Raw genomic sequence first — 22,673 nt, 5'->3', positions numbered from 1 at the left:
TGGTGGGCGTTGACGGAGTCGAACCGCCGACATTCTGCTTGTAAGGCAGACGCTCTACCAACTGAGCTAAACGCCCGATATCCGGGTACTGCTTCAAACTGTTGGCGGAGTGGACGGGACTCGAACCCGCGACCCCCGGCGTGACAGGCCGGTATTCTAACCAACTGAACTACCACTCCAACCGAAAGCTTTGGTGGGCGTTGACGGAGTCGAACCGCCGACATTCTGCTTGTAAGGCAGACGCTCTACCAACTGAGCTAAACGCCCGATATCCGGGTACTGCTTGAAACTGTTGGCGGAGTGGACGGGACTCGAACCCGCGACCCCCGGCGTGACAGGCCGGTATTCTAACCAACTGAACTACCACTCCAGCCGAAAACTTTGGTGGGCGTTGACGGAGTCGAACCGCCGACATTCTGCTTGTAAGGCAGACGCTCTACCAACTGAGCTAAACGCCCGATATTCGGGTACTGCTTGAAACTGTTGGCGGAGTGGACGGGACTCGAACCCGCGACCCCCGGCGTGACAGGCCGGTATTCTAACCAACTGAACTACCACTCCAACCGAAAACTTTGGTGGGCGTTGACGGAGTCGAACCGCCGACATTCTGCTTGTAAGGCAGACGCTCTACCAACTGAGCTAAACGCCCTGAATTCGTTTCGCTGCTTGCGTTTCAGCGAGGAGGCGAATTAAAGCACAGGGTTTAAGCTCGCGCAAGTGCTGGAGGTAAGTTTTTTTGCGGAAAGCGCCGATTTTGAATATTTGCTCCAATTTTTCGGCTTTTTGCCGGGTCTGCGGGTGACGGCTGCTTCGCGCCTCATGTATCATGCCGCGATTAGGTTTGACGGATGATTGTAAGAATGAAGCCGACCTTTCTCGATTTTGAGCAACCGATTGCCGAGCTCGAGAACAAAATTGAAGAGCTGCGTTTCGTGCAGGACGACTCCGTGCTGGATATCTCCGAAGAGATCGCCCGCCTGCAGAAGAAGAGCCTGGAACTGACCAAGACTCTATACGCAAAGCTGACGCCTTCGCAGATCGCGATGGTGGCTCGCCATCCGCAGCGCCCTTATACCTTGGATTACATCCAGGCCATCTTCACCGATTTCGAAGAGCTGCACGGCGACCGCGCGTTTGCCGACGATGCCGCCATCGTGGGCGGTCTGGCTCGTTTCAACGGCCAGTCGGTGATGGTGATCGGCCAACAGAAGGGCCGCGACACCAAGGAAAAGATTCGCCGCAACTTCGGCATGCCGCATCCGGAAGGCTATCGCAAGGCGCTGCGCCTGATGAAGCTGGCTGAGAAGTTTGGCATTCCGGTGTTCACCTTTGTCGATACCACCGGCGCCTGGCCGGGCATCGGCGCAGAGGAGCGCGGCCAGTCCGAGGCGATCGGCCGCAATCTGTACGAGATGACTCGCCTGCGCGTGCCCATCGTCGTCACCGTGATCGGCGAGGGCGGCTCCGGCGGCGCATTGGCCATCGCTGTCGGCGACAGCGTCAATATGCTGCAGTACGCCACTTATTCGGTGATTTCGCCGGAAGGCTGCGCCTCTATCCTGTGGAAGACCGCCGAGCGCGCGTCTGAAGCGGCTGAGGCGCTGGGCATCACCGCGCCGCGTCTGAAAACGCTGGGGCTGATCGACCGCGTGGTCACCGAGCCGGTGGGCGGCGCCCATCGCGACCATGCGCAGATGATGGCCACCTTGAAGCGCGTATTGCAGGACGAGATGAAAGACGTGCAATCCAAACCGATGGACGCGCTGCTGAAAGAGCGCTTCGATCGCCTGATGAGCTATGGCCGCTTCAAGGAAGACGCAGCCTGAGCTGGCGGACAGCCTGATCAAGCACTGGCCGGACGAATTGTCCGGCCTTTTCGCTTTTGAGGTCGGGCTTTCCGGCGGGCTGGACTCGGTGGCGCTGTTGTCGCTGCTGTGCGAGGCGCGCGAGCGGCGGCCGGCGCTCGCGCTGTCCGCCGTGCATGTCCATCATGGCTTGAGCCCCAACGCGGACGCGTGGGCTGAGCATTGCCGAGCCTTGTGCGACTCCCTGGGCGTGCCTTTGCGCATTGAGCGGGTGCAGGTGCGCGCCGGCGGCGGCGAAAGCGTCGAGGCGGCGGCGCGCGAGGCGCGCTACGCCGTCTACCGCGGCTCCTCGGCCGGCGTGATCGCGCTGGCCCATCATCAGGATGACCAAGCCGAAACCGTATTGCTGCAGCTGTTGCGCGGCGGCGGCGCGCGCGCGCTGGCGGCGATGCCGGCGCTGCGCGAACTGGCTCCGGGCAAGCGGCTGTGGCGGCCGCTGCTGGAGATTCCCCGCGCGCGGCTGGAGGCTTATGTCCGGGAGCGGGGGCTGTCCTGGGTCGACGACGAAAGCAATCTGGACACCCGCTATCGCCGCAATCTGCTGCGGCACGACATCCTGCCGCTGCTGGAGCGAGCGCTTCCCCATTACCGCAGCCATCTGGCGCGCGCGGCAATGCTGCAGGCGGATGCCGCGGCCATCCTGGACGAGGTGGCGCGCCAGGATCTGGGCGCCTGCCGGACCGAGAGCGGGCTGGATTGCGCGCGGCTGCTGGCGCTGTCCGCGCCGCGCCGGCGTCAGGTGTTGCTGGCCTGGCTGGAGGCGCTGGGCTGGCCGGCGCCGGAGCCGGGCGCCTTGCTGGAGTTCTTGCGGCAAGCTGAGCATGCGGACCAGGGCGCCAGCCCGGTTCTGACGTTGCCGCAGGGCTGTTTGTTGCGTTTTGCCGATACTGTGCAGGCCTGGCCTAAAGCACTGGATGAACCGCCAGCCTTCACGGCGTTGTTGTGGCGCGGCGGCGACGCTCAGCCGCTGCCGGAGTGGGGCGGCGAGCTGGCTTGGGAGTGGCGCGATCGCGGTTTGCCGGAGGCGTTGCTGGCGAGCGGCGCTAGTCTGGCGCCGAGGCGGGGCGGCGAGAAACTGTCCGCCCGGGTGGGACGCCGCGAGGTGAAGGACCTGTTTCGCGAGGCCGGGGTGCCGCCGTTGCTGCGCCGCCGCTGGCCGTTGCTGTACGGCGCGGATGGCGAACTGCTGGCGGTGCCGGGCATCGCCGTATCCCACCGTTTGGCGATGGAGGCCGGCTGGTGGCCGGCATGGCGTCCGGCCAGTCTCTGACCGATCGCCCGCGCAAAGGGCGCTTGCTCCCATTCTTCCTGTTTCCACCACTTTCGCGGGATGGCCGGCGAGCCGAAGCTCGATTCTGCGGCGGCGTGTTCATGTCCGCCGCGGCCTCTGCCTTGGTGTTTTTGCCGAGACGGCAATCCCGATGGGATATTTCTTGCTGCTTGTCGGGGGGCGTTGCCAGCAAATCCTCTGAGCCCAGGCGCGTTGTCGGCGGCGCTTAATCGTTAGGAGACTGCCATGCAACTGGATCGGGTCTATGCGCAGAGCGGCGTGAGTCCATCAAGCGCAAAATCGGCAAATCTTGCCGGCAAGAATCATGACAATGAATTCGCCAAATCGCTGGAGCAGGCCCGCCGGCAACTGGCCGGCAGCGCGCCGACCGTGCGGCCGCCGCCAGTTCACGATGGCCCGCTGAACGACGAGGATGTCAAATGGTTGCTGCCGTCGCGGGAGGGCGTCGCCTTGCATGGCGAGTATGTCCGCCAGTTGCTGGCGAGAGCATTGAGTCAGGCGGGCTTGCCTATGAATCCCCCGGTTCAGATCCCAGCGTGGAGAACGGAAAAGTAAAACTGTCCGGCTTGCGGCCGGATCTGGCGCGCATCGAACAGCTGTGCAATCAGAATCAGGAGCTGAACAGCGCCATTTGCAATTTGCACGCCGTGGCTGCCAGCGTGCCGGCAATGGATGAGTCTGGCGACTATATCCGAGACTGGTACCGGGCGCGCAACGACGCCGAGCGCATGGCTGTGTACCGTCATTACGCGTCTAGAATGCCTGCTCCGTCCAAGGTGGAAATCTCGCTGGGGGGCAGCGCTGTCAGCGTGAGCGTCAATGGCGAGGCGATGCCGCGGATGGCGGCTTAGAGCCGCTAACAAAACCCCTGATCCTGCGTTACGCCTCCTTGTCGTACGACTGGTACTGCCTGCGTCGGCGTGCCTTGGCTCAGGTCCTCTGCGAGGCTTTGTTAGCGGCTATTAGATCGAAAAAGCAAAACAGGCCGGGTTGTCCCGGCCTGTTTTGCTTGGACGAGGTCGAGGATTACAGATCGACCTGCATCGTCACCGCCACGCTGCGCGGCGCGCCCAGGTTGTAGCGCACGGTGTCCGCCGCATTGACCTTGTACGAGCTCGGGATGCGATAGCTGGTGCTGAACATATTGCTGAGGTTCAGCTTCAGCGTCGGATTCTTCAGCATGCCCATATTGCCGAAGCGGTAGCCGGCGTCCAGATCCACCGTCGTGTATTCCGGCACCACCTCGTCGTTGACCAGAGTGGCGAACTGCTTGCCGGTGTGCTTGACGTCGGTGCGGACATACCAGGCGCCCGGCGAATACTGCAGCGACAGCGCGGCCATCCAGCGCGGGGTCATCGGGAAGTCGTTGCCCTGGGTTTGCAGCAGGGTGTTGTTGCCGGACGCGTCCTTCCAGTTCAGGTTGTTCTGGATTTCGCTGTGGTTGCTGGTGAAGGAGGCGTAAGCGCTCCAGCCCTTGACCGGCACGGTGCCCAGCTCGATTTCGCCGCCCCAGGTATGCACGCCGCCGGCGTTGATGTTCACCGATTTCAGCGTCACCGGGTCATATGAATTGGCCTGGCGGTTGCTGAAGTCCACGTTGAACAGCGAGCCGCTCAGCGTCAGGATGTCGCCCTGCCAGCGGTAGCCCAGGTCGGTGTTGACCGAGGTTTCCGGCACCACGTCGTTGGTCATCGCCACCTGGCCGTTGATCACCTGCACATTGCCGTTGCTGCTGCTGTAGGCGTAGTTGGGCACCGCGCGGTAGTTCTTGGTGATGTTGAAGAACACCTGCTGCTTGGGCGTCAGGTAGTAGCGCATGCCGAAGCTGGGCAGGGTCTCGCGGTAGGTTTTGTTGATGGTGTAGTCGTAGGCCGCCGCGCAGGTCTTGCTGGAGGCACCGCAGCCGTCGTTGGCGTGGTTGGTGAACTCGCGCTTGATCTGCGGCGTGCGCAGGCCGGCGTTGATGCCGAGGCGGTCGTCCAGGAAGTTGAAGGTGCCGATGGCGAACAGCTGGGTGGCGGTGCTGACGGTTTCCCAGTCGCGGTACTGGTATTGGCTGCCATCGGGGCGGGTGACCAGGTTGGACTGCATCCACGGGTCCTGCGGGCTGCCGTCGGCGTTGGTCAGGCTTTCCGGCCCGGTCTGGACGTGCTGGGCGCGCTCGTACCATACGCCGGCCTGCAGCAGGTGGTTGCCCAGGCTCTGCTCCATGGTGACGGTGATGCCGGGGCGGCGGGTGCGGGTGATGCTGCTGCCGTTGACCACGATGGTGTCCAGGGTGTCGCCGTCGCCGTTCAAGTCCTTGGCCGCGGTGTCGGTATGGGTGGACTTGTTCAGGAAGGCGCTTTCGGACTGGGTTTGCTGGCTGGTGGCGCCGCCGTAGCCGTACCAGAAGTAAGGCTGGATCTTGACGCGGGTGTCGGGGCCCAGCTTCAGCACGGCGTCCACCTTGGCGATCACGTTCTCGAACGGGTTTTGCTGCAGCTGATAATAGGCGGGGGTCGGCCCGGTCTCCTTCTGCGCGGTGCCGTTCTTCGGCGTCAGATGCCCCGGGGCGAAGCTGGTGGAGTAGTCGTAGCCATAGCCGGTCTGTTGCAGCTGCTGCAGCGTCGGGGTGCCGAAAGCGTTGCCGATCTGGCGGTTGTACAGCAGGGACGCGTTGATGTAGCCGCCGCTGAAGTCGTAGCGGATGCCGGTGTCGACGTGATCGCGCTTCATGCCGCCGGCGCCTTTCCACTTGTCGGTTTCGCTGTGCGAATAACTGGCGAAGGCGCGGGCCTTGCCGTCGGCGAACAGGCCGGTGTCGCCGCGGATGTAAGTGCGCTGCAGGCTGTTGCTGCCCAGGCTCTGGGCGAAGCGCACGCGGCGCTCTTTTTCCGGATCGCAGGTGACGAAGCTCATATTGCCGCCGCTGGCGCCCATGTGCGGCGCGTCGGTGTCGCTGGAGCCCTGGGTGACCGAGCCCTGGCACAGGTTTTCCAGGTCGACGAATTCCTGCGGATAGACGTTGTAGCTGCCGGAGTCATTGACCGGCACGCCGTTGATGGTGACGCCGATCTGGTCGGAGTTGAAGCCGCGGATGGTCAGCGCGCCGCCGAACATGCCGGTGTTGTCCTGGCTGGACGCGTTGACGCCGGGCAGCATGTTGATGCCCTGGTAGATGTTGGAGGTCGGGCTTTGTTTTTCCAGCGCGGCCTTGCTGACGTCGCTGCGCGCGCGCGCGCCTTCCTGTTGCTGCAGCAAGCCCACGCCCAGCTTGTCGCCGGCGCCGGTGATGGTGACAGTTTGCAGCTGGGTTTCCTCCGCGAGCGCCGCCTGGCTGGCCAGGGCCGCGAGCACGGCCAGGGTCAAGGGGCGCAAGTATGCCTTCTTATCCATTTCATTTCCTGAGATGTAGAAAAACCAATTTTTAGTTCTGATGCATTTTTCATGCGCAGCAGCGGGCCTGCCGTCAGGCATGGTCAATTGCATGGCAAACCAAGTGGATGACTTGGGCGAGGCGGAGGGCGGGGCCTTGTCCTGGCTGGAGAATTTCGCATCCATGAGCACGGCTGCAAACGCGTGGCGTCTAGGCGCGCTCATGTCTGGAAAATGACCAGTCTGGATTAGTTCGGCTTGGAATTATTTTTAAGCGGCAAATTTAGTCTATTGTCATTTCGATTTCAATAAACAAATATTGCAAAAAGAATAAAGAAATATGTCTTTGAGTGAAGCTTAAGGCGAGGAAATCAGGCTGAATCGGGGTAGGAAAGGCAGGAAGTCGGGCGAGTTTTAATGAGTCGCAAAGCCGGCGGGGAGATGGAGGGGGAATTTATATGGCATTATTTTTTTATCATGCCCGCTCGACGCGCCGTATTTCACCGAAGCGCTGAGACGCGGCGCGAGCTGCTGCGGGACGAGAACTTGACGCTGTTGGCAAGCCCTCGCCGAGACGCAGAGCCAGAGCGCGCCGCCGCAGGCAGTGCCCGCGTGCGGCAGAGAGGCGCAACGCAGGCTGAGGGGTTTTATCTGCGGTTCTTAAGAGAGCGGCAGTTGAGCGATGTCCTGCTCATCCAGCAGCAGGTAGCCGCCGCGGTCGCCATGCCAGTCCTGGATCACCCAGCGGCTGGACGCGTCGTGAAGGTGATGGGCGGGCCGATGGGTGTGGCCATGGATCAGCGTCGGCCAGTCATGGGCGGCCAGCAGTTCGCGCACCGCGGTCTCGGTGACATCGGAGATGGCGGTCAGGCCGGTTTGCTGCTTGTTCATCTCGCTTTGCGCGCGGGCATGGCGGGCGATGGCGTGGCGCTCGGCCAGCGGCTTGGCCAGCATCGCCTGCTGCCACTGCGGGTTGCGGCTCATCGCGCGGAACTGCTGGTAGGCTGCGTCGTCGGTGCACAGCGCGTCGCCGTGGCTGAGCAGGATGCGCCGGCCGTACGCCTCGATCAGCGTCGGGTCGTCCAGCAGCCTGGCGCCGCTGCGGGCTTCGAAGCCGGCGCCCAGCAGGAAGTCGCGGTTGCCGCGCATCACGTACAGCGGCGTGTCGGCGGCGAAGGCGCGCATCGCGGCCAGCGGCGCTTCCAGGTAGGGGGAGTCGTCGTCGTCTCCCACCCAGTATTCGAACAGGTCTCCCAGGATGTACAGCGCCGCGATCCGGCCGCGCCAGGCGGCGAGCGTGTCCAGGAACAGCTGGTTGAGCGCCGGGGTGTCGTCGGCGAGGTGCAGGTCGGAAATGAAATGAATGGCCATGGCAGCTGGGGTATCCGGGGAAAGACAAAGCCGGGGCTGGGCCCCGGCTGGATTTTGCGAGCGGACGCTTAGATGACTTCCGCCTTTTGGAGCACGATGGGCTCAACCGGCACATCCTGATGCATGCCGCTGCGGCCGGTGCGGACGGTCTTGATGCGATCCACCACGTCCTGGCCGGCTACTACCTGGCCGAATACCGCGTAGCCCCAGCCCTGGGAGCTTTCGGACTTGAAGTCCAGGAAATCGTTGTCGGAGACGTTGATGAAGAACTGGGCCGACGCCGAGTGCGGGTCCATGGTGCGGGCCATGGCGACGGTGTAGGTCTTGTTGGACAGGCCGTTGTTGGCCTCGTTCTGGATCGGGTCCCGGGTGGGCTTCTGGTTCATGTCGGCGTCGAAACCGCCGCCCTGGATCATGAAGCCGTTGATCACGCGGTGGAAGATGGTGCCGTCGTAGTGGCCGCTCTTCACGTACTCTTCGAAGTTGGCGGCGGTTTTCGGCGCCTTCTCGTGGTCCAGTTCCAGGGTGATTTCACCGAAGTTGGTCGTCAGTTTGATCATTGCGTTTTCCTTTGCGCTGCAGCCGCGGACGGCCTTACGGTTTGATGGTGACTTTTTGGATGATGACCGGCTCGAACGGCACGTCCTGCATGCCGTTCATGCTGCCGGTGCGAAGCTTGGCGATGCGGTTGACCACATCCATGCCCTTGGTGACTTTGCCGAACACGGCGTAGCCCGCGCCCTGCGGCGTCGGCGAACTGTAATTGAGGAAGTCGTTGCCGGCGACGTTGATGAAGAACTGCGCGGTGGCGGAGTTTGGATCCGAGGTGCGGGCCATCGCGATGGTGCCGACGTCGTTCTTCAGGCCGTTATTGGCCTCGTTAGCGATCGGCGCGCGGGTCGGCTTCTGGTTGAGCTTGGCGTCGAAACCGCCGCCCTGGATCATGAAGCCGTCGATCACGCGGTGGAACACGGTGCCGTTGTAGTGGCCGGCCTTGGCGTAGGCGACGAAATTGGCGACGGACTTGGGGGCCTTGGCCGAATCCAGCGCGATTTCGATATTGCCCTTGTTGGTGACCATCTCCGCCACCGGGGCGGCGAAGGCGAGTGCGGGCAGGGCAGCGAGGGCCAGGCAGCTGATCAGTTTCTTCATCGTTGAATGGCTTTGCGGGCTTGTGGGACAGGGCGCTGATTCTAGCATAGCCGCCCGCGGCGGAGGCAGACGCCGTAGCGCGGCGGCGGGTTCGCAATGCTTAACAAAGATATGTTTTTCTCTTGCGGCGAGTGGATTTCGAGCTTAGACTCCACCCCCTAAAAGATGCAAGCACTATCTTTTTATTCTGTTTGCATGATGCGCCGGCCCGTCCGGCGCGATTCATTTCAGGAATTCAAAATACAATGCAAGCCGCACCCCGCTCCCTGAGTCTGTTGTCCGTTTCCATCGCCGCCTTGTTCGCCGCCGCGCCCGCCGCGCAGGCCGCCGGTTTCCAATTGACCGAGCAAAGCGCGCTCGGCATGGGCCGCGCCTACGCCGGCGCCGGCCTGGCCGGCGACGACCTGTCAGCCGTGTTCTACAACCCGGCCGGCATGACCCTGCTGTCGGGCACCCGCGTGCAAGGCGGTTTCACCTACGCCGAGATCGACGCGCCGTTCAATGGCAGCAATACAATCAAGGACTCGCCCGATCCGCGTCTGAATGGCACTTATTCCGCCAACGACAACGGCCGAGCGCCGGGCGAACTGATTCCCAACGCCTACCTGACCCATCAGATCAGCGACAAGTTGTACGCCGGCATCGGCATCACCACGCCGTTCGGCCTGGGCGCGCGCTACAGCGACAACTGGGGCGGCCGCGACAACGGCATCTCCAGCTCCATCAAGACCGTGGACATCAACCCGTCGCTGGCCTACAAGTTGGACGATCGCTGGAGCTTCGGCGCCGGCGTGTCGGCGCAATACGCGCAGGCCGATCTGAAGAAGGGCGCCTACCTGCCGGGCGCCACCGGCGAGCTGAAGGCCGACAGCTGGGGCTTCGGCTACAACCTGGGCGTGATGTACTCGTTCAACCAGGATAGCCGCGTCGGCCTGTCCTACCGCTCCAAGATCCACCACAAGGCGGAAGGCGATTACACCAACTCCGGTTTTCCGACAGCCGGCCCGCTGGCACCGCTGGGCCTGAAGCTGAACGGCACCTTCGCCGGTTCCGCCGAAGTGACCGCTCCCGAATCGCTGCTGCTGAGCGGCTACAGCAAGCTGAACAGCAAGTTCGCCGTCGGCGCCACCGCGCGCTGGACCCGCTGGAGCCGTTTCGACCAGCTGGTGGTAAAGGGTAGCCCGGCGGTTGGTCCCATCGATACCACCACCCGCATTCCCAATAACTGGAAGAACAGCTGGATGTTCTCGGTCGGCGGCGATTACTTCTATAGCGACGCGCTGACGCTGCGCAGCGGCCTGGGCTATGAAACCACGCCGGTGCCGAGCGCGCAGGACCGCAACGCGCTGATCCCGGACGCCAACCGCCTGTGGCTGAGCCTGGGTGCCAGCTACAAGATCAACAAGCAGGCCCGCGTCGATGTCGGCTACGCCTATCTGCGCGCGCTGGGCGACAAGAAAATCGACAACACGACCCATAGCCCGTTTGGAACGTCGAGCCGTCTGCAGGGCGAGTATTCGTCCATCACCGGCCACCTGCTCGGCGTGCAGATGCAGTACCGCTTCTGATATCCGTCTGGATATGGGAAAAGGCGCGGCTTAGGCCGCGCCTTTTTTTGTGGCTGGATCAGATCTGGAATTCCAGGCAGTCGTCCAGCACTTGCACTCGGCGCTGCTGTGGCTCCATGCCGAACAGCTCCATCCGGGACAGCGGCGGCGAATAGAGATGCAGGGTGACCAGATCTCCGCCATCGGCTTGCAGATTGGCCACCTGGTGGATGTCCAGATGGCCGTTGATCACCAGGCTGCCGGCCGCCAGTTCCCGGGTCTCGCGCGCGGCCAACTGGCCGGAGAGCGTGGTTTCGAACACGGTTTCGGTGGCGACGCCTTCTATCACCCGCACGCCGCACAAGCTGCCCTTGTGGTTGTGGATCTGGCTGCGCTGGCCGTCGCGCCAGCACAGCAGCAGCAGCTCGCAATGCTCGTCGCGGTAGATGCGGTTGCGGCAGTAGCGCGCGTCGTCGAAGCGGCGGAACGGCGCGAGATCATCCGGGGTGGGGCGCAGCGCGCGGTGGAATTGAAGAATCTGTTCCTGGTTCAGGCTGCCGGAATAGAGCGACAGCTGCCGCAGCGACGCGGCCAGGTTGGGGCTGCAGGCATCGAACGGCGGACAGTCGGGGAACGCTTCCATCGATTTCTCCTTGATCTCTGAGCGTGGCGCGGCGGTTATTGTCGGTAATATCGAGCCGTTTTCTTATATTGTTTTCAGCATAAACCATCTGGAAAACAGATTGCCGCCATATACCGGTATAGCTGCGGCGGCATGGAGAATAGACGGACAGAAATGTCAGAGAGTTTCAGGGCAGGGAGGACAAGGGCAGCTTCATGGTCTGCTTGATCGCGTTGAGCACGATGGTGGATTTCACGCTGCGCACCAGCGACAGCTGCATCAGCTTGTTCATCACGAAGGCCGACAGCGACGGCAGGTCCGGCACCACGATGCGCAGCAGATAGTCGGCCTCGCCGGCCGCCGCGTAGCATTCCAGCACCTCAGGCAGATTGTCGATGGACTGGGCGAAATCCAGCAGCGCGGCCTCGTTGTGCCGCTCTAGGCTGACGTTGGCGAAGGCCATCACCGACAAGCCGACATGCTCGGGATTGAGCGCGACCTGATAGCCTTGGATCACCCCGTTCTGTTCCATGCGCTGGATGCGGCGGCCGATCTGGGAGGCGGACAGCGGAATGTCCTGAGCCAGCTTCTGATGGGTGGCGCGGGCATCCTGCTGCAACAGGTGCAGGATCTGCAGGTCGAAGCGGTCTAATTCAATTTTGCGCATTTCATGCAACTTATGACGTTTGATGCGGCAAGTATGCAAAATTTACGGCAAAACAGCAAACAATGCGGTCTTCCCGCATGGCGGCCGGGCTAAACTAGAGTAAATCGCCAAATTCTACGGAGCCCAGCAATGAACGACCGCGCCGACTTTGTGGTGCCCGACATCACCACCCGAAAAAATGTCGGATTGAGCCACGACGCCAACGACTTCACCCTGCCGCAGCCGCTGGATCGCTACAGTGCGGAAGATCACGCCACCTGGGCCACGTTGTACCAGCGCCAATGCAAACTGTTGCCCGGCCGCGCCTGCGACGAGTTTCTGGAAGGCCTGGAGCGCCTGGAAGTGGACGCGGACCGGGTGCCGGACTTCAACAAGCTCAATGAGAAGCTGATGGCCGCCACCGGCTGGAAGATCGTCGCGGTGCCGGGCCTGATTCCGGACGACGTGTTCTTCGAGCACCTGGCCAACCGCCGCTTCCCGGTCACCTGGTGGCTGCGCGAGCCGCACCAGCTCGACTACCTGCAGGAGCCGGACGTGTTCCACGACCTGTTCGGCCACGTGCCCTTGCTGATCAATCCGGTGTTCGCCGACTACCTGGAGGCCTACGGCAAGGGCGGGGTGAAGGCCAAGGCGCTGGGCGCGCTGCCGATGCTGGCGCGGCTGTACTGGTACACGGTGGAGTTCGGCCTGATCCAGACTCCGGCCGGCATGCGCATCTACGGCGCGGGCATCCTGTCCAGCAAGTCGGAATCGATCTACTGCCTGGAGAGCGCGAGTCCCAATCGCGTCGGTTTCGACCTGATGCGCATCATGAATACGCGCTACCGGATCGACACCTTCCAGAAAACCTACTTCGTCATCGACAGCTTCAAGCAGCTGTTCGACGCCACCGCGCCGGATTTCACGCCGCTATACCGGCAACTGGCCGACGCGCAGCCGTGGGGAGCAGGCGACATCGCGCCGGACGACGCGGTGGTCACCCGCGGCGACCGCCAGGGCTGGGCGGAGACCGACGACGTCTGAAGTATTGGCAGGCGAGCACTGCGAGACCCGGCGATGCCGGGTCTTTTCACATCTAGTGGAGGCTGCCGCCGCTGAGCGCGAGGTCGCGTTCGCGCGTCACGGACAGCGCCACCGCCAGCCGCAGCGCCGCCACGCAGTCGTCCAGCGTCAGGCTGAACGCGCCGGGGTGCCGGATCGCCTGTTCCGGCAGGAAGGGCAGATGGATGAAGCCGCCGCGCAAGCCGCCGCGGTGCAGCAGGCCGTACATCACGTGGTTGCAGACGAAGGTGCCCGCGCTTTGCGACACGGTGGCGGGCAGGCCCCGCTCCCGTAGTGCGGCGACGATGGCCTTGATCGGCAGTGTGGAAAAGTAGGCGGCGGGGCCGTCCTCGACAATCGGCTGGTCTATCGGCTGCCGGCCGGCGTTGTCGGGAAAGCGGGCGTCGTCGATATTGATCGCCACTCGCTCCACCGCGATGTCGGGTCGTCCGCCCGCCTGGCCCACGGCGATGGCGATGTCGGGTTGCAGCGCGTCAAGCTCGCGGTAGAGCGAGTCCAGGGCCGAGCCGAACGCGCAGGGCAGCAGCCGCGCGTGCACGCGCGCGCCGGCGATGGTCTCGCCATCCAGGCGACGCGCGGCCTCCCAGGACGGATTGATGGTTTCGCCGCCGAAAGGCTCGAAGCCGGTCAGCAAGACGGTTTTCATACGGTCATTTCCTCAGCGGAACATCAGCCAGTCCAACAATACGGCATTCACTGCCAGCAAGGCCAGCGCGGTGGGAAATTGGGCCTTGATCACCGCGTTGCGGTCCGGCAGCTCCAGCAATGCCGCCGGCACGATGTTGAAATTGGCGGCCATCGGCGTCATCAGCGTGCCGCAATAGCCGGAGAACATGCCGATGGCCGCCATCACAGCCGGGTCGCCGTGATGGGTGCCCACCAGGAAGGGCAGGCCGATGCCGGCGGTCATCACCGGGAAGGCGGCGAAAGCGTTGCCCATGATCACCGTGAACAAGGCCATTCCCAGAACATAGGTCAGCACTGCCAGCCAGCGGATATCCAGCGGCAGGTAATGCGCCGAGAGGTGGGCGATGGCTTTGCCGACGCCGGCGTCGGCGAACATCAGGCCCAGCAGGGCCAGCACCTGAGGCAGCAGGAAGGCCCAGCCCACATTGTCCAGCAGGCGGCGGGTTTCCCGCACCGCCTGCAGCGGCGCTTCCCGGGTGAGCCGGCAGGCCAGCGCGGTGGAAGCCAGGCAGGCGATGCCCAGCGCCACGATGGTGACGTTCTTGGGATCAAGCAGGGGCGTGTCGGATGCGGGAAGGCTGCGGGCGAGCAGGCTTAGCAAAATCGTCAGCAGAGGCAGCAGCAGAGAGGGCAGGAAGATGCGGTTGCCCAGCCGCCGCAGGCTGTCCTGCAGGCGCTCCGGCGACAGCGCCTCATGCCGGCCCGGGGCCAGCCGCCCCAGTCCGGCGAGCAGCACCATGGCCAGCACTGTCGCGCCGGCCAGCGCCGGAGGCAGCCAGTCGCCGGCGATGAACAGCAGGCCGAACAAGCCCCAGAAGGCCGCGCTGCCCAGGCGTCGCGGGTGATGCGGATCGCGCAGCGTCATGCCCGCCGCCAGCAGCAGGATGCCGCCCACCAGCCAGTACAGGTATTGCGCTTGCAGCATTATTCCTTCTCCTCGGCCTGGAGGGCGCGGCTGAGCCTGTATTCATGCCAGGCGAGCCGGCCGGCGTGGATCAGAAAGGCGAACATGGCGGTGGGAATGCCCCACAAGGCCAGGTAGAGCGGGTCGAGCGCATGGCCGTTTTCCCGCATGAAGGCGTGCATCAGGATCACCGCGCTGAAGGCGACGAACAGGTTTTCGCCGAAGAACAGGCCGATATTGTCGGTGGCCGCGCACATCGCGCGCAGACGCGTGCGCTGAACGTCGCTCAGCTTGCCGTGCAGCTTTTCCCACGCGCCTTCCGCCATCGGCACCAGGATGGGCCGCACTACCTGGGGATGCCCGCCCTGGGCGGACAGGCCGAGGGCTGCTGTCAGTTGGCGCGCCAGCAGGTAGACGATCAGCAGGCCGCCAGCGGTGGCGTCGCCGATATCCTGTATCCAGCGGTAAGCCCGTTCGCGCAAGCCATGCCGCTCCGCCAGGCCGACCGCAAGCAACGCCAGCAACAGGGCGGCGGACAAGCTCCGGGTTTTCATGAAGCCGTTTCCCACCTTGGCCAGAATGGCCAGCGGGTCCAGCCCCGCCGCCGCGCCGGTGACGACGCCGGCGCAGCAGACCACCAGCAGCGGATTGCCGCGCAGCAGGAAGCCGATGATGACGGCGGCGATGCCGAGCAGCGGCCACAGATTGATGGTTTGGTCCATGTTTTGTCCTTATCGCCTGGATGATGCCGGCTCAGCCGGCTCGCACGTCCACGCCCAACGTTTTCAGCCGCCGGCGAAGCAGGCGGGCGAAGCGCAGCGCGTGCGCGCCGTCGCCGTGCAAGCACAGTGTATCGGCGCGGACGGCAATGCGTTGGCCGTCCGCCGCGGCGACGCTTTGCCGCAACACCATGTCTTCCGCCTGGGCCAGCATGGCTGCGTCTTCCGTCAGCAGGTCGCCGGGCGAGCCGCGCGGCACCAGGCTGCCGTCGGCGCGGTAGCCGCGGTCGGCGAAGGTTTCCTGCCATGCCTCCAGCCCTTCGGCGCGGCAGGCATCGATGAAGCAGCCGCCAGCCAGGCCGATGGCCCGCAGCGCCGGGTTGTAGTCGCGGATCGCGCGGGCCAGCGTCTTGGCCAGTTCGGGCTCGCGCGCGGCCTGGTTGTACAACGCGCCGTGGGGTTTGACGTGCCGCAATTCGCCGCCTTCGGCGCGGACGATGGCGTCCAGCGCGCCCAGTTGGTACAGCAGGCCGGCCCGCACAGTTTCCATTGGCAGCCGCATTTCGCGCCGGCCGAAGTGTTCCCGGTCGGGAAAGCTGGGATGGGCGCCGATGGCGACGCCCCTTTCCAGGGCGAGCAGGACGGTCTTGCGCATGGTGTCGGCGTCGCCGGCGTGCCAGCCGCAGGCGATGTTGGCGGAGCTGACCAGGTCCAGCAGTTCGGCGTCGCCGCCGCAGCCTTCGCCGACGTCGGCGTTGAGATCAATGTTCATCGCATACCCTTTCGATTCTCCGCAGATAACGTTGCAGCTCCCGGTCGGCCTGTTCGGCGTCATCGCGGCCGGCTTCGATGAAGTGCAGCTGGCTGCCCAGCCGCGCCTGGCCCAGCTGCCACAGGTCGGCGGCTACTACCATGCCCAGCCGGGGATAGCCGCCGGTGGCCTGGGCGTCGGCCATCAGCACGATGGGCTGGCCGTCCGGCGGCAACTGGATCAAGCCCGGCAGCGCGCCGTGGGACGGCATCTCCACCGGCTCGCTCAAGCTCAGCGCCGGCCCCACTAGCCGGTAGCCCATGCGGTTGCTGCGCGGCGTCAGCTGCCAGGGGTGGCTCCACAGCCGCTGGCGGGCGGGTTTGGGCAGCAAGGCGTATTCCGGCCCCGGACAGACGCGGATGCGGTTGCCCGGCCTCGGCAGCCAGACGCCAAGCTTGCCGCGCGGCGGCCGCGGCCTGCCCAGCGGCAGTCGGTCGCCGTCGCGCAGCGCGCGGCCGTAGAGTCCGCCGAAGCCGGCCATCAGGTCGGTGCTGGCCGATTCCATCAGCAGCGGCACATTCAAGCCGCCGTCGATCGCCAGGTAGGCGCGCATGCCGCTGTTTGGCGCTTCCAGCCTCAGCGACTGGCCGGCGCGGAAGGCAGTGCGCCAGCCCGGCCATACCGGCTCGCCGTCCAGCGTGGCCCGGCAGTCGGCGCCGGCCAGCGCCAGCATGCCGTCGCGCAGCAGGCGAAAGCTTGCCGGCGGCAGCGTGATTTCCAGCGCGGCCGCGCCGGCGGGATTGCCCACCAGGCGATTGGCGACGCTCAGCGCCAGCGCGTCCATGGCGCCGGCGCGGCACACCCCCAGATGGCGCGCGCCGAAGCGGCCCAGGTCCTGCACTGTGGTTTGCGGTCCGGCCTTGATCACTTCCAGCATCAGGCGTCCTCCAGAGGAATGAAGCGCACGGCGTCGCCCGGCCGCAGCGGACAGGGCGGCTGGCGCGCGGGGTCGAACAGCACGGCGTCGCTGCGTCCTATGATTTGCCAGCCGCCGGGGGAAGCGGTGGGGTAGATGCCGGTCTGGCTGCCGCCTATGGCCACCGAGCCGGCCGGCACTTTTTGCCTGGGCGTGGCGCGGCGCGGCGCGGCCAGCGCGGGGTCCAGGCCGCCCAGATAGGCGAAGCCGGGTTGAAAGCCCAGGAAGAAAACCGTATAGCGGACGGCGGAGTGGCGGGCGACGACCTCGTCCGGCTCCAGGCCGCAGTGGCGCGCCACTATTTCCAGATCCGGACCGTGGCGGCCGCCGTAGCGCACCGGGATTTCCACTACCCGGGCGGCTTCCTTCGCGCCATCCGCGCGTTGCCACAGACGGCGCAGCCGGGCCGGCAGCGTGGAGGCGTTCGCGCCGGGGCGCAGTTCCAGCGTCAGGTTGTTCATGCCGGGGATGACTTCGCGGAAGTCGGAGTCGGCTCGCAGCTGCTCGGCCAGCCGCCAGATTCGGCGCTGGCGATCCAGCGTGGCCGGCGGCGGCAGTTCCAGCACCAGCGCCTGGGCGCCCAGCCAATGAATGGCCGGCGGGGAAGAGGAATCAGATTGCATCGCGTGCGGGATGGCGTGAATCGGGAATATGGATATGATAATGGCTTGATTGGGTGCGATGATGCTATGTCGAGAATTTCTCGTCAATTTATCGCTGCCTCGCGGCCTGCCACCTGCTGTGGCGCAATATGGAGAGAATGGGTGTCAACGACGCAAGATTTGCCTAAGATCGTGTCCTCGCAGCATCTGGTTTCCGAGCGCAGCCCGGAGCTGTCCGAGTTCGAGTTCAGCCTGACTGTGGTCAACAACGCTTTCCACCGCTGGATGGTGCGCTGCATGGCGGCGGCGGGCGAGAAGGACATGACGCCGACCGAGGTGCTGCTGGTTCATCACGTCAACCATCGCGGGCGGCAGAAAAAGCTGGCCGACATCTGTTTCGTGCTGAACATGGAGGATACCCACGTGGTGTCCTATGCCCTGAAGAAGCTGGTGAAAATGGGCTATGTGACGAGCGAGAAAAGCGGCAAGGAGGTGCTGTTTTCCACGACGGAGAGCGGCCGCGAGCTGTGCGAGCGCTACCGCCAGGTGCGCGAGCAGTGCCTGATGGCGACGCTGGGCGACGGCGGCATCGCCAATCCGCTGATCGGCGACATCGCCCAGTTGATGCGCACCCTGGCCGGCATTTACGATCAGGCGGCCAGGGCCGGCGCGTCATTTTGACCGTTGTGCGCGGTTTGCGAATCTAGATGACGGCCCAGATCGCGAAAATGGCGGCCAGTATCAGCACCCCGGTCAGGATCTGCGAGGTGCTTTTTTCCTTCTGCAGCGCGCGCTTCATGCTGTCGTGCGCGCTTTCCAGCTTGTCCAGCTGCTGCTGCAGTTCGGCGCGCGCCTCGTCTTGGCCGGCCAGCGTCTTCAGCATCTCCTCGCCGCCGAACTCCTTGACAGCCTCCTTGTTCCATACGCCCAAGAGCTTGCTCACCTTGTCCTTGAAGTACAGCGCGGTGCGCTGGGCCGGGTCCTGCCATTCGAACTGGAAGCCCTGGCCGGCGTAGAAGGCATGGCAGCGCAGCCGCTCTTCCTCGGAATGGGTCTGGCCCATGGTGACCATCCCAGGATTGATGGCGAATTCGGGGCAGACGCCCTTGGCCCAGGCGATGACGCTGGCGAACAGATAAGCGTCGAGTCCGCTGCCGTCCAGGCCCGGGCTGGCTTGCACGCCGCTCTTGGGGCCGAAGGTCACGCTCTTGCTGGGGCGGTCCACCCGGACCCAGGCCAGGTTGTAGACTGCGTGGAAGCGGCTGTCGTCGCCTTCCAGCGGTTGCCAGTGCGCGCCGTCGGAGCGGGCGTAGCCGCGGAACTGCAGGCGGAAGTAATCGGACTGGGCCGTCATCGCCCGGCTGCGCTGCAGAATGCCGTAAATGGGGCGGCCGTCGGCGCTGAGCGTCAGTATGGTCTCGCCCAGCGGGATGGCCAGGTTGGCCAGCGTGACTTCGCTTTCCGGCGGAGGCAGCGGAATCTCTTCCGTTGTCTGGTGGGGCTCGTTGTTCTGGGTATTGTTCGAAGTCATGTGGCAGTGGTTCTGTCGCTGGGTGGTCGTTTTGTATCCGCCGGACGCCATCGGCATGGGGATTCTATCCTACATTGTAGGGGAGCGCGCTTGCGCTTGCCGGTCGCGGGAGGTGGCGGTGCGGTTCATCGGAGATTTCACTTTCCTGGCTTGCTGGGTTTTGCCGGCGATGGCGGGCGGGCTATGCGGCAAGCCGATCCAGGTGGGCTGGGAGGAGCGGCCGCCGTATCACTACCAGGGACGGGATGGCCGGCCCGCGGGCTACTCGGTGGAACTGCTGAACCAGGCGGCCGCGCGCATAGGCTGCCGCCTGGCGTATCGCCAGATTCCCTGGTCGCGCACCTTGCAGGAGCTGAAACTGGGCACGGTTGATGTCGCGATGCAGGCGCTGAAAACGCCGGAGCGGGAGGCGTATGCCTGTTTTGTGCCGGGCTACAGCTCCTCGCTGGTGCGGCTGTGGGCGCGCGGCGATTATGCCGCGCATTGGCCGGTCTCCCAGCCGCAGGACCTGGGCAAGCTGGGCATGGTCAGGCTGGGCGTGACGCATGGCGACAGCTACGGCGATGTATGGGACCACTGGCTGAAAGCGCCTCCCGGCATGGTGAGGATCGATGCCGGAGAAACGCTGGCCGGCAATTTGCGCAAGCTGCAACTGGGGCGGATAGACCTGCTGTTGGCGACCATGGACACGGCGCCGAATGAGCTGGCTCGCCTGCCGCAACAGCCGGCGATCGTGGCCCTGTCGCCGGTATGGCCGATAGGGGGGGCATTTTACGTCTTCAGCAAGCGCAGCGTGTCCCCCGAGCTGTGCCAGGCTTTTGCCGGCGCCTTGCGCGACATGAAACGCGATGGCATGGTCGACCGGCTCTACCGCAGCCGCTTTAACATCGCGTATCCCGATCCCTAGCCGCGCAGCAAGGGCAGCGGCGCGAACCGTCCGCCCAGCACGTTATGGCTGTCCTTGCCCCACCAGCCGTCTATCGCCGTGGCGTAAACCTGGCGGAAATCGATCGTATGAGCCAGATTGCCCTCGCTGACGCCTGCCAGTTGCGGCGTCTGGCCATACAGGCCGCCGTTGACACGGCCGCCCAGCGCGAAATGGACGTTGGCGGTGCCATGGTCGGTGCCGCGGTTGCCGTTCTCGCGCGGGCGGCGGCCGAATTCGGCGTATGTCAGCACCAGCGTGTCGTCCCAGCGGCCCAGCCGCGCCATTTCGTTTTTCAGCTGCGCCAGTCCGTCGGCCAGCTCGGCCAGCAGCCGCGCCTGCACCGGCTGCTGGTTGCCGTGGGTGTCGAAACCGGTCAGCGTGATGCGGGCGACGGCGATGTCCACGCCGCGGGCCAGGGTGTCGGTCAGCGCGCGCACCGCGACGCCGAAGCCGCCATTGGGCTTGGGGCCGGCGGTGGGCGCTTCGCTCGGCGCGGTTCGCGGCAGCGGAGCCAGGCTGGCGGCGGCCTGGCGGATGTCGCCTTCCACTTTCAAAATATGCTCCAGCGCCGAGCCGGCGTGGCCGGGCTGCTGATCGGCCACGAGCTTGGCCTGGCGGGCGAAGTCTTGCGGATTGGACAGCACCACCGCGCGCGCGCCGCCATCCAGCGGCCCCAGCACCTGGCTGGACAGCACCACGCCGTCGGCAGCGAAGTTCTTCGGCGTCGGCTGCTCATGGAACAGCCGGGTCAGCCAGCCTTCGCTCAGGTATTGCTGGCTGGCCGAGGCGGTATCCCAGATCTCGATCGAGCGGAAGTGGGACAGATTGGGGTCGGGGTAGCCGACGCCCTGCAGCAGCGCCAGCTGCTTGTCCCGCCACAGCGGCATCAGCGGCGCCAGCGACGGGTGCAGGCCGATGTCGCCGTTGATCTGCAGCACCTGCTCGCGGGCGACGGCGATGCCTGGACGCAGCCGGTAGTAGTCGGCGCTGCCGTAGGGAACCACGGTGTTGAGGCCGTCGTTGCCGCCTTTCAGCTCCACCAGCACCAGCAGGCGCTTGTAGCCGGCGGGCGCCAGCGCCCATGACAGGTTGGGCAGCACGGTCAGCATCAGGCCGGCGCTGGCCGCTTTCAGGAATTCGCGTCGTTTGAACATGGCGGGCTCCTCATTCCACCTGGTAGGTGGGGTCAAGCAGCAATTGGGCGATGGCCTTGGCGCCGCTGGCACCCTGCGGCAAGGGGTTTGCCGGCGGCACGGCCAGCAGCAGCCGCGCGGCGTCGGCGGCGGTGCGGACGCCGTAGACGGCGGCCCATTCATCGGGTTGCAGCTTCATCGAATTCAGGCCGTTGTTGACGAAGCGGCGGATGCGCGCCTCGCGGCCGGCCATCTCGCTAAGGCTGCCGTCGGATTGGACGAAAGCGTCGCGCGCCGGCGCGGCGTCGCGGGCGATGCGGTCCAGAAACTGCTTGCGGGTGAGCAGGGTGGCGCTGTTGATCCAGGCCTCGCCGCCGGGCCAGCCCTTGACGTTGGGCGGCGCGAACACGTCCTGGCCCAGCTGGCGGTTCAGGCCGGCGATCACCCGCCAGTCCTGCGGATTGAGATCGAAAGTCACCAGCGTGCCTATGGTCAGCTCCACCGGCGATTTCACCAGCTGGCCCTGGCTGCGCCAGAACTGCGGCGTCAACAGCAGCGCGCGCATCAAGGGCTTCAACTGGTAATGGCTGCGGCGGAAGTCGGCGGCCAGCTTGTTCACCGTCGCCGCGTCGGGCGTCGGCGACACGAAGTCGCGCCACAGCTTGTTGGTGACGAACACCGCGGTGCTGGGCTGTTGCAGCAACAGGTCGATCACGTCGTCGCCGTCGAAATTGCCGCGCTGGCCGAAGATGACCTTCTCGCCGGTGTCGCGCAGCCGCGGTCGGACGATGAATTGGTCGTCGCGGTCCAGGCCCCAGCCGGTGAAGGCGCGCGCCGCCTCGCGGATGTCCTGCTCGTTGTAATGGCCCTCGCCCAGCGTGAATAGCTCCATCACTTCGCGGGCGAAGTTCTCATTGGGCTGGTCCTTGCGGTTATTGGCGGTGTCGAGGTAGCGCATCATCGCCGGATCGCGCGCCACCGCGTGCAGCATTTGGCCGAAGTCGCCCAGCGCGTAGTGGCGCAGCAGCAGGTTCTGCTGATACATCATTTGCGGCGAGCGCACCTTGTCCAGCGCCGACACGAAATGGTTGTGCCAGAACAGGGTCATCTTCTCGGTCAGCGGCGACGAGGTGTTGCGCATTTCGGCCAGCCACCAGCTGCGCAGCTCCACCGCATGCTGGTTGCGCTCCTGTTGCAGCGCCTTTTTCTGTTCCTCGGTGAGGCCGGGCTGGCCGGGACGCTCGAACGGCTCGTTGGCCCATCCCGGTGGCGGCGTGGTCGCCTGGGTGCGCGCGCCGGCCAGTATCTTGTCCACCGCCGCCTCGCGGCTGAGTGGCGTGAGTGCCTCGATCTGCGCTGGATTGGCGCCGAAGCCGGTGCGCGCCAGCAGGTGGCGGGCGCCGTCCGCGCCGATGCCGGCCAGCGCGCATAGCGGCAGGCCGAGCAGGGCGGAAGCGAGCAATATTCTTTTGATCATGGGTTCACCGCGGCAAGCCGTTTGCATAAGC

23 protein-coding genes and 7 tRNA genes are annotated in these 22,673 nt (G+C 64.9%); 8 read left to right on the top strand and 22 right to left on the bottom strand.

Going from position 1 to position 22,673, the window contains the following annotated elements; translation table 11 throughout:
* From VA599_RS21360 to VA599_RS21330, 7 genes are all read right to left on the bottom strand, one after another.
* A tRNA-Val gene (locus tag VA599_RS21360) sits at positions 1 to 76 on the bottom strand.
* A 26-nt stretch (positions 77 to 102) separates the two neighbouring features.
* Positions 103 to 179 (bottom strand) — tRNA-Asp (locus VA599_RS21355).
* 12 nt (positions 180 to 191) lie between these two features.
* Positions 192 to 267 (bottom strand) — tRNA-Val (locus VA599_RS21350).
* Between the two features lie 26 nt (positions 268 to 293).
* Positions 294 to 370: transfer RNA gene (locus VA599_RS21345), tRNA-Asp, on the bottom strand.
* Positions 371 to 382: 12 nt separating this feature from the next.
* Positions 383 to 458 (bottom strand) — tRNA-Val (locus VA599_RS21340).
* Between the two features lie 26 nt (positions 459 to 484).
* Positions 485 to 561 (bottom strand) — tRNA-Asp (locus VA599_RS21335).
* Positions 562 to 573: 12 nt separating this feature from the next.
* Positions 574 to 649, bottom strand: a tRNA-Val gene (locus VA599_RS21330).
* Between the two features lie 211 nt (positions 650 to 860).
* On the opposite strand from VA599_RS21330, the gene VA599_RS21325 reads away from it, so the two are divergent.
* From VA599_RS21325 to VA599_RS21310, 4 genes are all read left to right on the top strand, one after another.
* Positions 861 to 1,826 (top strand): acetyl-CoA carboxylase carboxyltransferase subunit alpha, encoded by a 966-nt coding sequence (locus VA599_RS21325; protein WP_021477653.1) that lies wholly within the window; start codon positions 861 to 863, stop codon positions 1,824 to 1,826.
* Positions 1,798 to 3,135 carry a tRNA lysidine(34) synthetase TilS gene (gene tilS / locus VA599_RS21320; protein ID WP_104947683.1) on the top strand — a complete coding sequence of 446 codons (1,338 nt, stop codon included), beginning with the start codon at positions 1,798 to 1,800 and terminating at the stop codon, positions 3,133 to 3,135. The genes VA599_RS21325 and tilS overlap by 29 nt, the downstream gene beginning before the upstream one ends.
* 246 nt (positions 3,136 to 3,381) lie before the next feature.
* The gene (locus VA599_RS21315; protein ID WP_346790517.1) at positions 3,382 to 3,711 is read left to right on the top strand and encodes a hypothetical protein; all 330 of its coding nucleotides are present in this window, start codon (positions 3,382 to 3,384) and stop codon (positions 3,709 to 3,711) included.
* Positions 3,693 to 4,007, top strand: a complete 315-nt coding sequence (locus VA599_RS21310) for a hypothetical protein (protein WP_346790515.1) — start codon at positions 3,693 to 3,695, stop codon at positions 4,005 to 4,007. The genes VA599_RS21315 and VA599_RS21310 overlap by 19 nt, the downstream gene beginning before the upstream one ends.
* A 175-nt stretch (positions 4,008 to 4,182) precedes the next feature.
* Here the strand turns inward: VA599_RS21310 and VA599_RS21305 are convergent, their stop codons facing one another.
* From VA599_RS21305 to VA599_RS21290, 4 genes are all read right to left on the bottom strand, one after another.
* On the bottom strand, positions 4,183 to 6,534 hold the full coding sequence (locus VA599_RS21305) for a TonB-dependent receptor (protein WP_346790513.1): 2,352 nt from the start codon (positions 6,532 to 6,534) through the stop codon (positions 4,183 to 4,185).
* Positions 6,535 to 7,173: 639 nt separating this feature from the next.
* The gene (locus VA599_RS21300) at positions 7,174 to 7,884 is read right to left on the bottom strand and encodes a UDP-2,3-diacylglucosamine diphosphatase (protein WP_346790512.1); all 711 of its coding nucleotides are present in this window, start codon (positions 7,882 to 7,884) and stop codon (positions 7,174 to 7,176) included.
* Positions 7,885 to 7,952: 68 nt separating this feature from the next.
* Positions 7,953 to 8,444 carry a peptidylprolyl isomerase gene (locus tag VA599_RS21295; RefSeq protein ID WP_021477658.1) on the bottom strand — a complete coding sequence of 164 codons (492 nt, stop codon included), beginning with the start codon at positions 8,442 to 8,444 and terminating at the stop codon, positions 7,953 to 7,955.
* 34 nt (positions 8,445 to 8,478) lie between these two features.
* Positions 8,479 to 9,036: a peptidylprolyl isomerase gene (locus tag VA599_RS21290; protein ID WP_104947678.1), complete on the bottom strand. Its 558-nt coding sequence runs from the start codon at positions 9,034 to 9,036 to the stop codon at positions 8,479 to 8,481.
* A 245-nt stretch (positions 9,037 to 9,281) separates the two neighbouring features.
* Here VA599_RS21290 and VA599_RS21285 point away from each other — a divergent pair, with 245 nt between their 5' ends.
* Complete coding sequence (locus tag VA599_RS21285; RefSeq protein WP_346790510.1) at positions 9,282 to 10,604, top strand: OmpP1/FadL family transporter; 1,323 nt, start codon at positions 9,282 to 9,284, stop codon at positions 10,602 to 10,604.
* A 58-nt stretch (positions 10,605 to 10,662) separates the two neighbouring features.
* Here VA599_RS21285 and VA599_RS21280 read toward each other — a convergent pair whose 3' ends face one another.
* A complete protein-coding gene (locus tag VA599_RS21280) occupies positions 10,663 to 11,226 on the bottom strand; it encodes a cysteine dioxygenase (protein WP_346790509.1) in 564 nt (187 codons plus the stop codon).
* 166 nt (positions 11,227 to 11,392) lie between these two features.
* A complete protein-coding gene (locus VA599_RS21275) occupies positions 11,393 to 11,872 on the bottom strand; it encodes an Lrp/AsnC family transcriptional regulator (protein ID WP_021477662.1) in 480 nt (159 codons plus the stop codon).
* 129 nt (positions 11,873 to 12,001) lie between these two features.
* On the opposite strand from VA599_RS21275, the gene phhA reads away from it, so the two are divergent.
* On the top strand, positions 12,002 to 12,895 hold the full coding sequence (gene phhA, locus VA599_RS21270) for a phenylalanine 4-monooxygenase (RefSeq protein ID WP_021477663.1): 894 nt from the start codon (positions 12,002 to 12,004) through the stop codon (positions 12,893 to 12,895).
* Between the two features lie 52 nt (positions 12,896 to 12,947).
* Here phhA and pcp read toward each other — a convergent pair whose 3' ends face one another.
* From pcp to pxpB, 6 genes are read right to left on the bottom strand one after another with little or no spacing between them, the layout of a single operon-like run.
* Positions 12,948 to 13,580 carry a pyroglutamyl-peptidase I gene (gene pcp, locus VA599_RS21265; RefSeq protein WP_346790508.1) on the bottom strand — a complete coding sequence of 211 codons (633 nt, stop codon included), beginning with the start codon at positions 13,578 to 13,580 and terminating at the stop codon, positions 12,948 to 12,950.
* Positions 13,581 to 13,592: 12 nt separating this feature from the next.
* A complete protein-coding gene (locus tag VA599_RS21260; RefSeq protein ID WP_346790506.1) occupies positions 13,593 to 14,546 on the bottom strand; it encodes a DUF979 domain-containing protein in 954 nt (317 codons plus the stop codon).
* The gene (locus tag VA599_RS21255) at positions 14,546 to 15,247 is read right to left on the bottom strand and encodes a DUF969 domain-containing protein (protein ID WP_346790504.1); all 702 of its coding nucleotides are present in this window, start codon (positions 15,245 to 15,247) and stop codon (positions 14,546 to 14,548) included. The genes VA599_RS21260 and VA599_RS21255 overlap by 1 nt, the downstream gene beginning before the upstream one ends.
* A gap of 31 nt (positions 15,248 to 15,278) precedes the next feature.
* The gene (gene pxpA, locus VA599_RS21250) at positions 15,279 to 16,016 is read right to left on the bottom strand and encodes a 5-oxoprolinase subunit PxpA (protein ID WP_346790503.1); all 738 of its coding nucleotides are present in this window, start codon (positions 16,014 to 16,016) and stop codon (positions 15,279 to 15,281) included.
* Entirely contained in the window at positions 16,006 to 16,932 is a 927-nt protein-coding gene (locus VA599_RS21245) for a 5-oxoprolinase subunit C family protein (protein ID WP_104947672.1), read from the bottom strand. The genes pxpA and VA599_RS21245 overlap by 11 nt, the downstream gene beginning before the upstream one ends.
* Positions 16,932 to 17,594: a 5-oxoprolinase subunit PxpB gene (pxpB, locus tag VA599_RS21240; RefSeq protein WP_021477669.1), complete on the bottom strand. Its 663-nt coding sequence runs from the start codon at positions 17,592 to 17,594 to the stop codon at positions 16,932 to 16,934. The genes VA599_RS21245 and pxpB overlap by 1 nt, the downstream gene beginning before the upstream one ends.
* Positions 17,595 to 17,735: 141 nt before the next feature.
* Between pxpB and VA599_RS21235 the strand changes: the two genes are divergently transcribed.
* Positions 17,736 to 18,254 (top strand): winged helix DNA-binding protein, encoded by a 519-nt coding sequence (locus VA599_RS21235; RefSeq protein ID WP_031296532.1) that lies wholly within the window; start codon positions 17,736 to 17,738, stop codon positions 18,252 to 18,254.
* 22 nt (positions 18,255 to 18,276) lie between these two features.
* On the opposite strand, the gene VA599_RS21230 is transcribed toward VA599_RS21235, so the two are convergent.
* Positions 18,277 to 19,104, bottom strand: a complete 828-nt coding sequence (locus VA599_RS21230; RefSeq protein WP_031296533.1) for a hypothetical protein — start codon at positions 19,102 to 19,104, stop codon at positions 18,277 to 18,279.
* A 118-nt stretch (positions 19,105 to 19,222) separates the two neighbouring features.
* Between VA599_RS21230 and VA599_RS21225 the strand changes: the two genes are divergently transcribed.
* Positions 19,223 to 20,011 (top strand): substrate-binding periplasmic protein, encoded by a 789-nt coding sequence (locus VA599_RS21225; RefSeq protein WP_346790499.1) that lies wholly within the window; start codon positions 19,223 to 19,225, stop codon positions 20,009 to 20,011.
* On the opposite strand, the gene VA599_RS21220 is transcribed toward VA599_RS21225, so the two are convergent.
* Positions 20,008 to 21,186, bottom strand: a complete 1,179-nt coding sequence (locus VA599_RS21220; protein WP_346790497.1) for a DUF1501 domain-containing protein — start codon at positions 21,184 to 21,186, stop codon at positions 20,008 to 20,010. The two genes, VA599_RS21225 and VA599_RS21220, sit on opposite strands and share 4 nt — an antisense overlap.
* Positions 21,187 to 21,196: 10 nt before the next feature.
* Positions 21,197 to 22,642 carry a DUF1800 domain-containing protein gene (locus tag VA599_RS21215; RefSeq protein ID WP_346790495.1) on the bottom strand — a complete coding sequence of 482 codons (1,446 nt, stop codon included), beginning with the start codon at positions 22,640 to 22,642 and terminating at the stop codon, positions 21,197 to 21,199.
* Between the last annotated feature and the right edge of the window lie 31 nt (positions 22,643 to 22,673).

The sequence above is a fragment of the Chromobacterium indicum genome (genome assembly GCF_039708975.1).
Lineage (GTDB): Bacteria > Pseudomonadota > Gammaproteobacteria > Burkholderiales > Chromobacteriaceae > Chromobacterium > Chromobacterium piscinae.
Note: the sequence above shows the minus strand (reverse complement) of the source record. Positions and strands in the feature narration are given on the sequence as shown.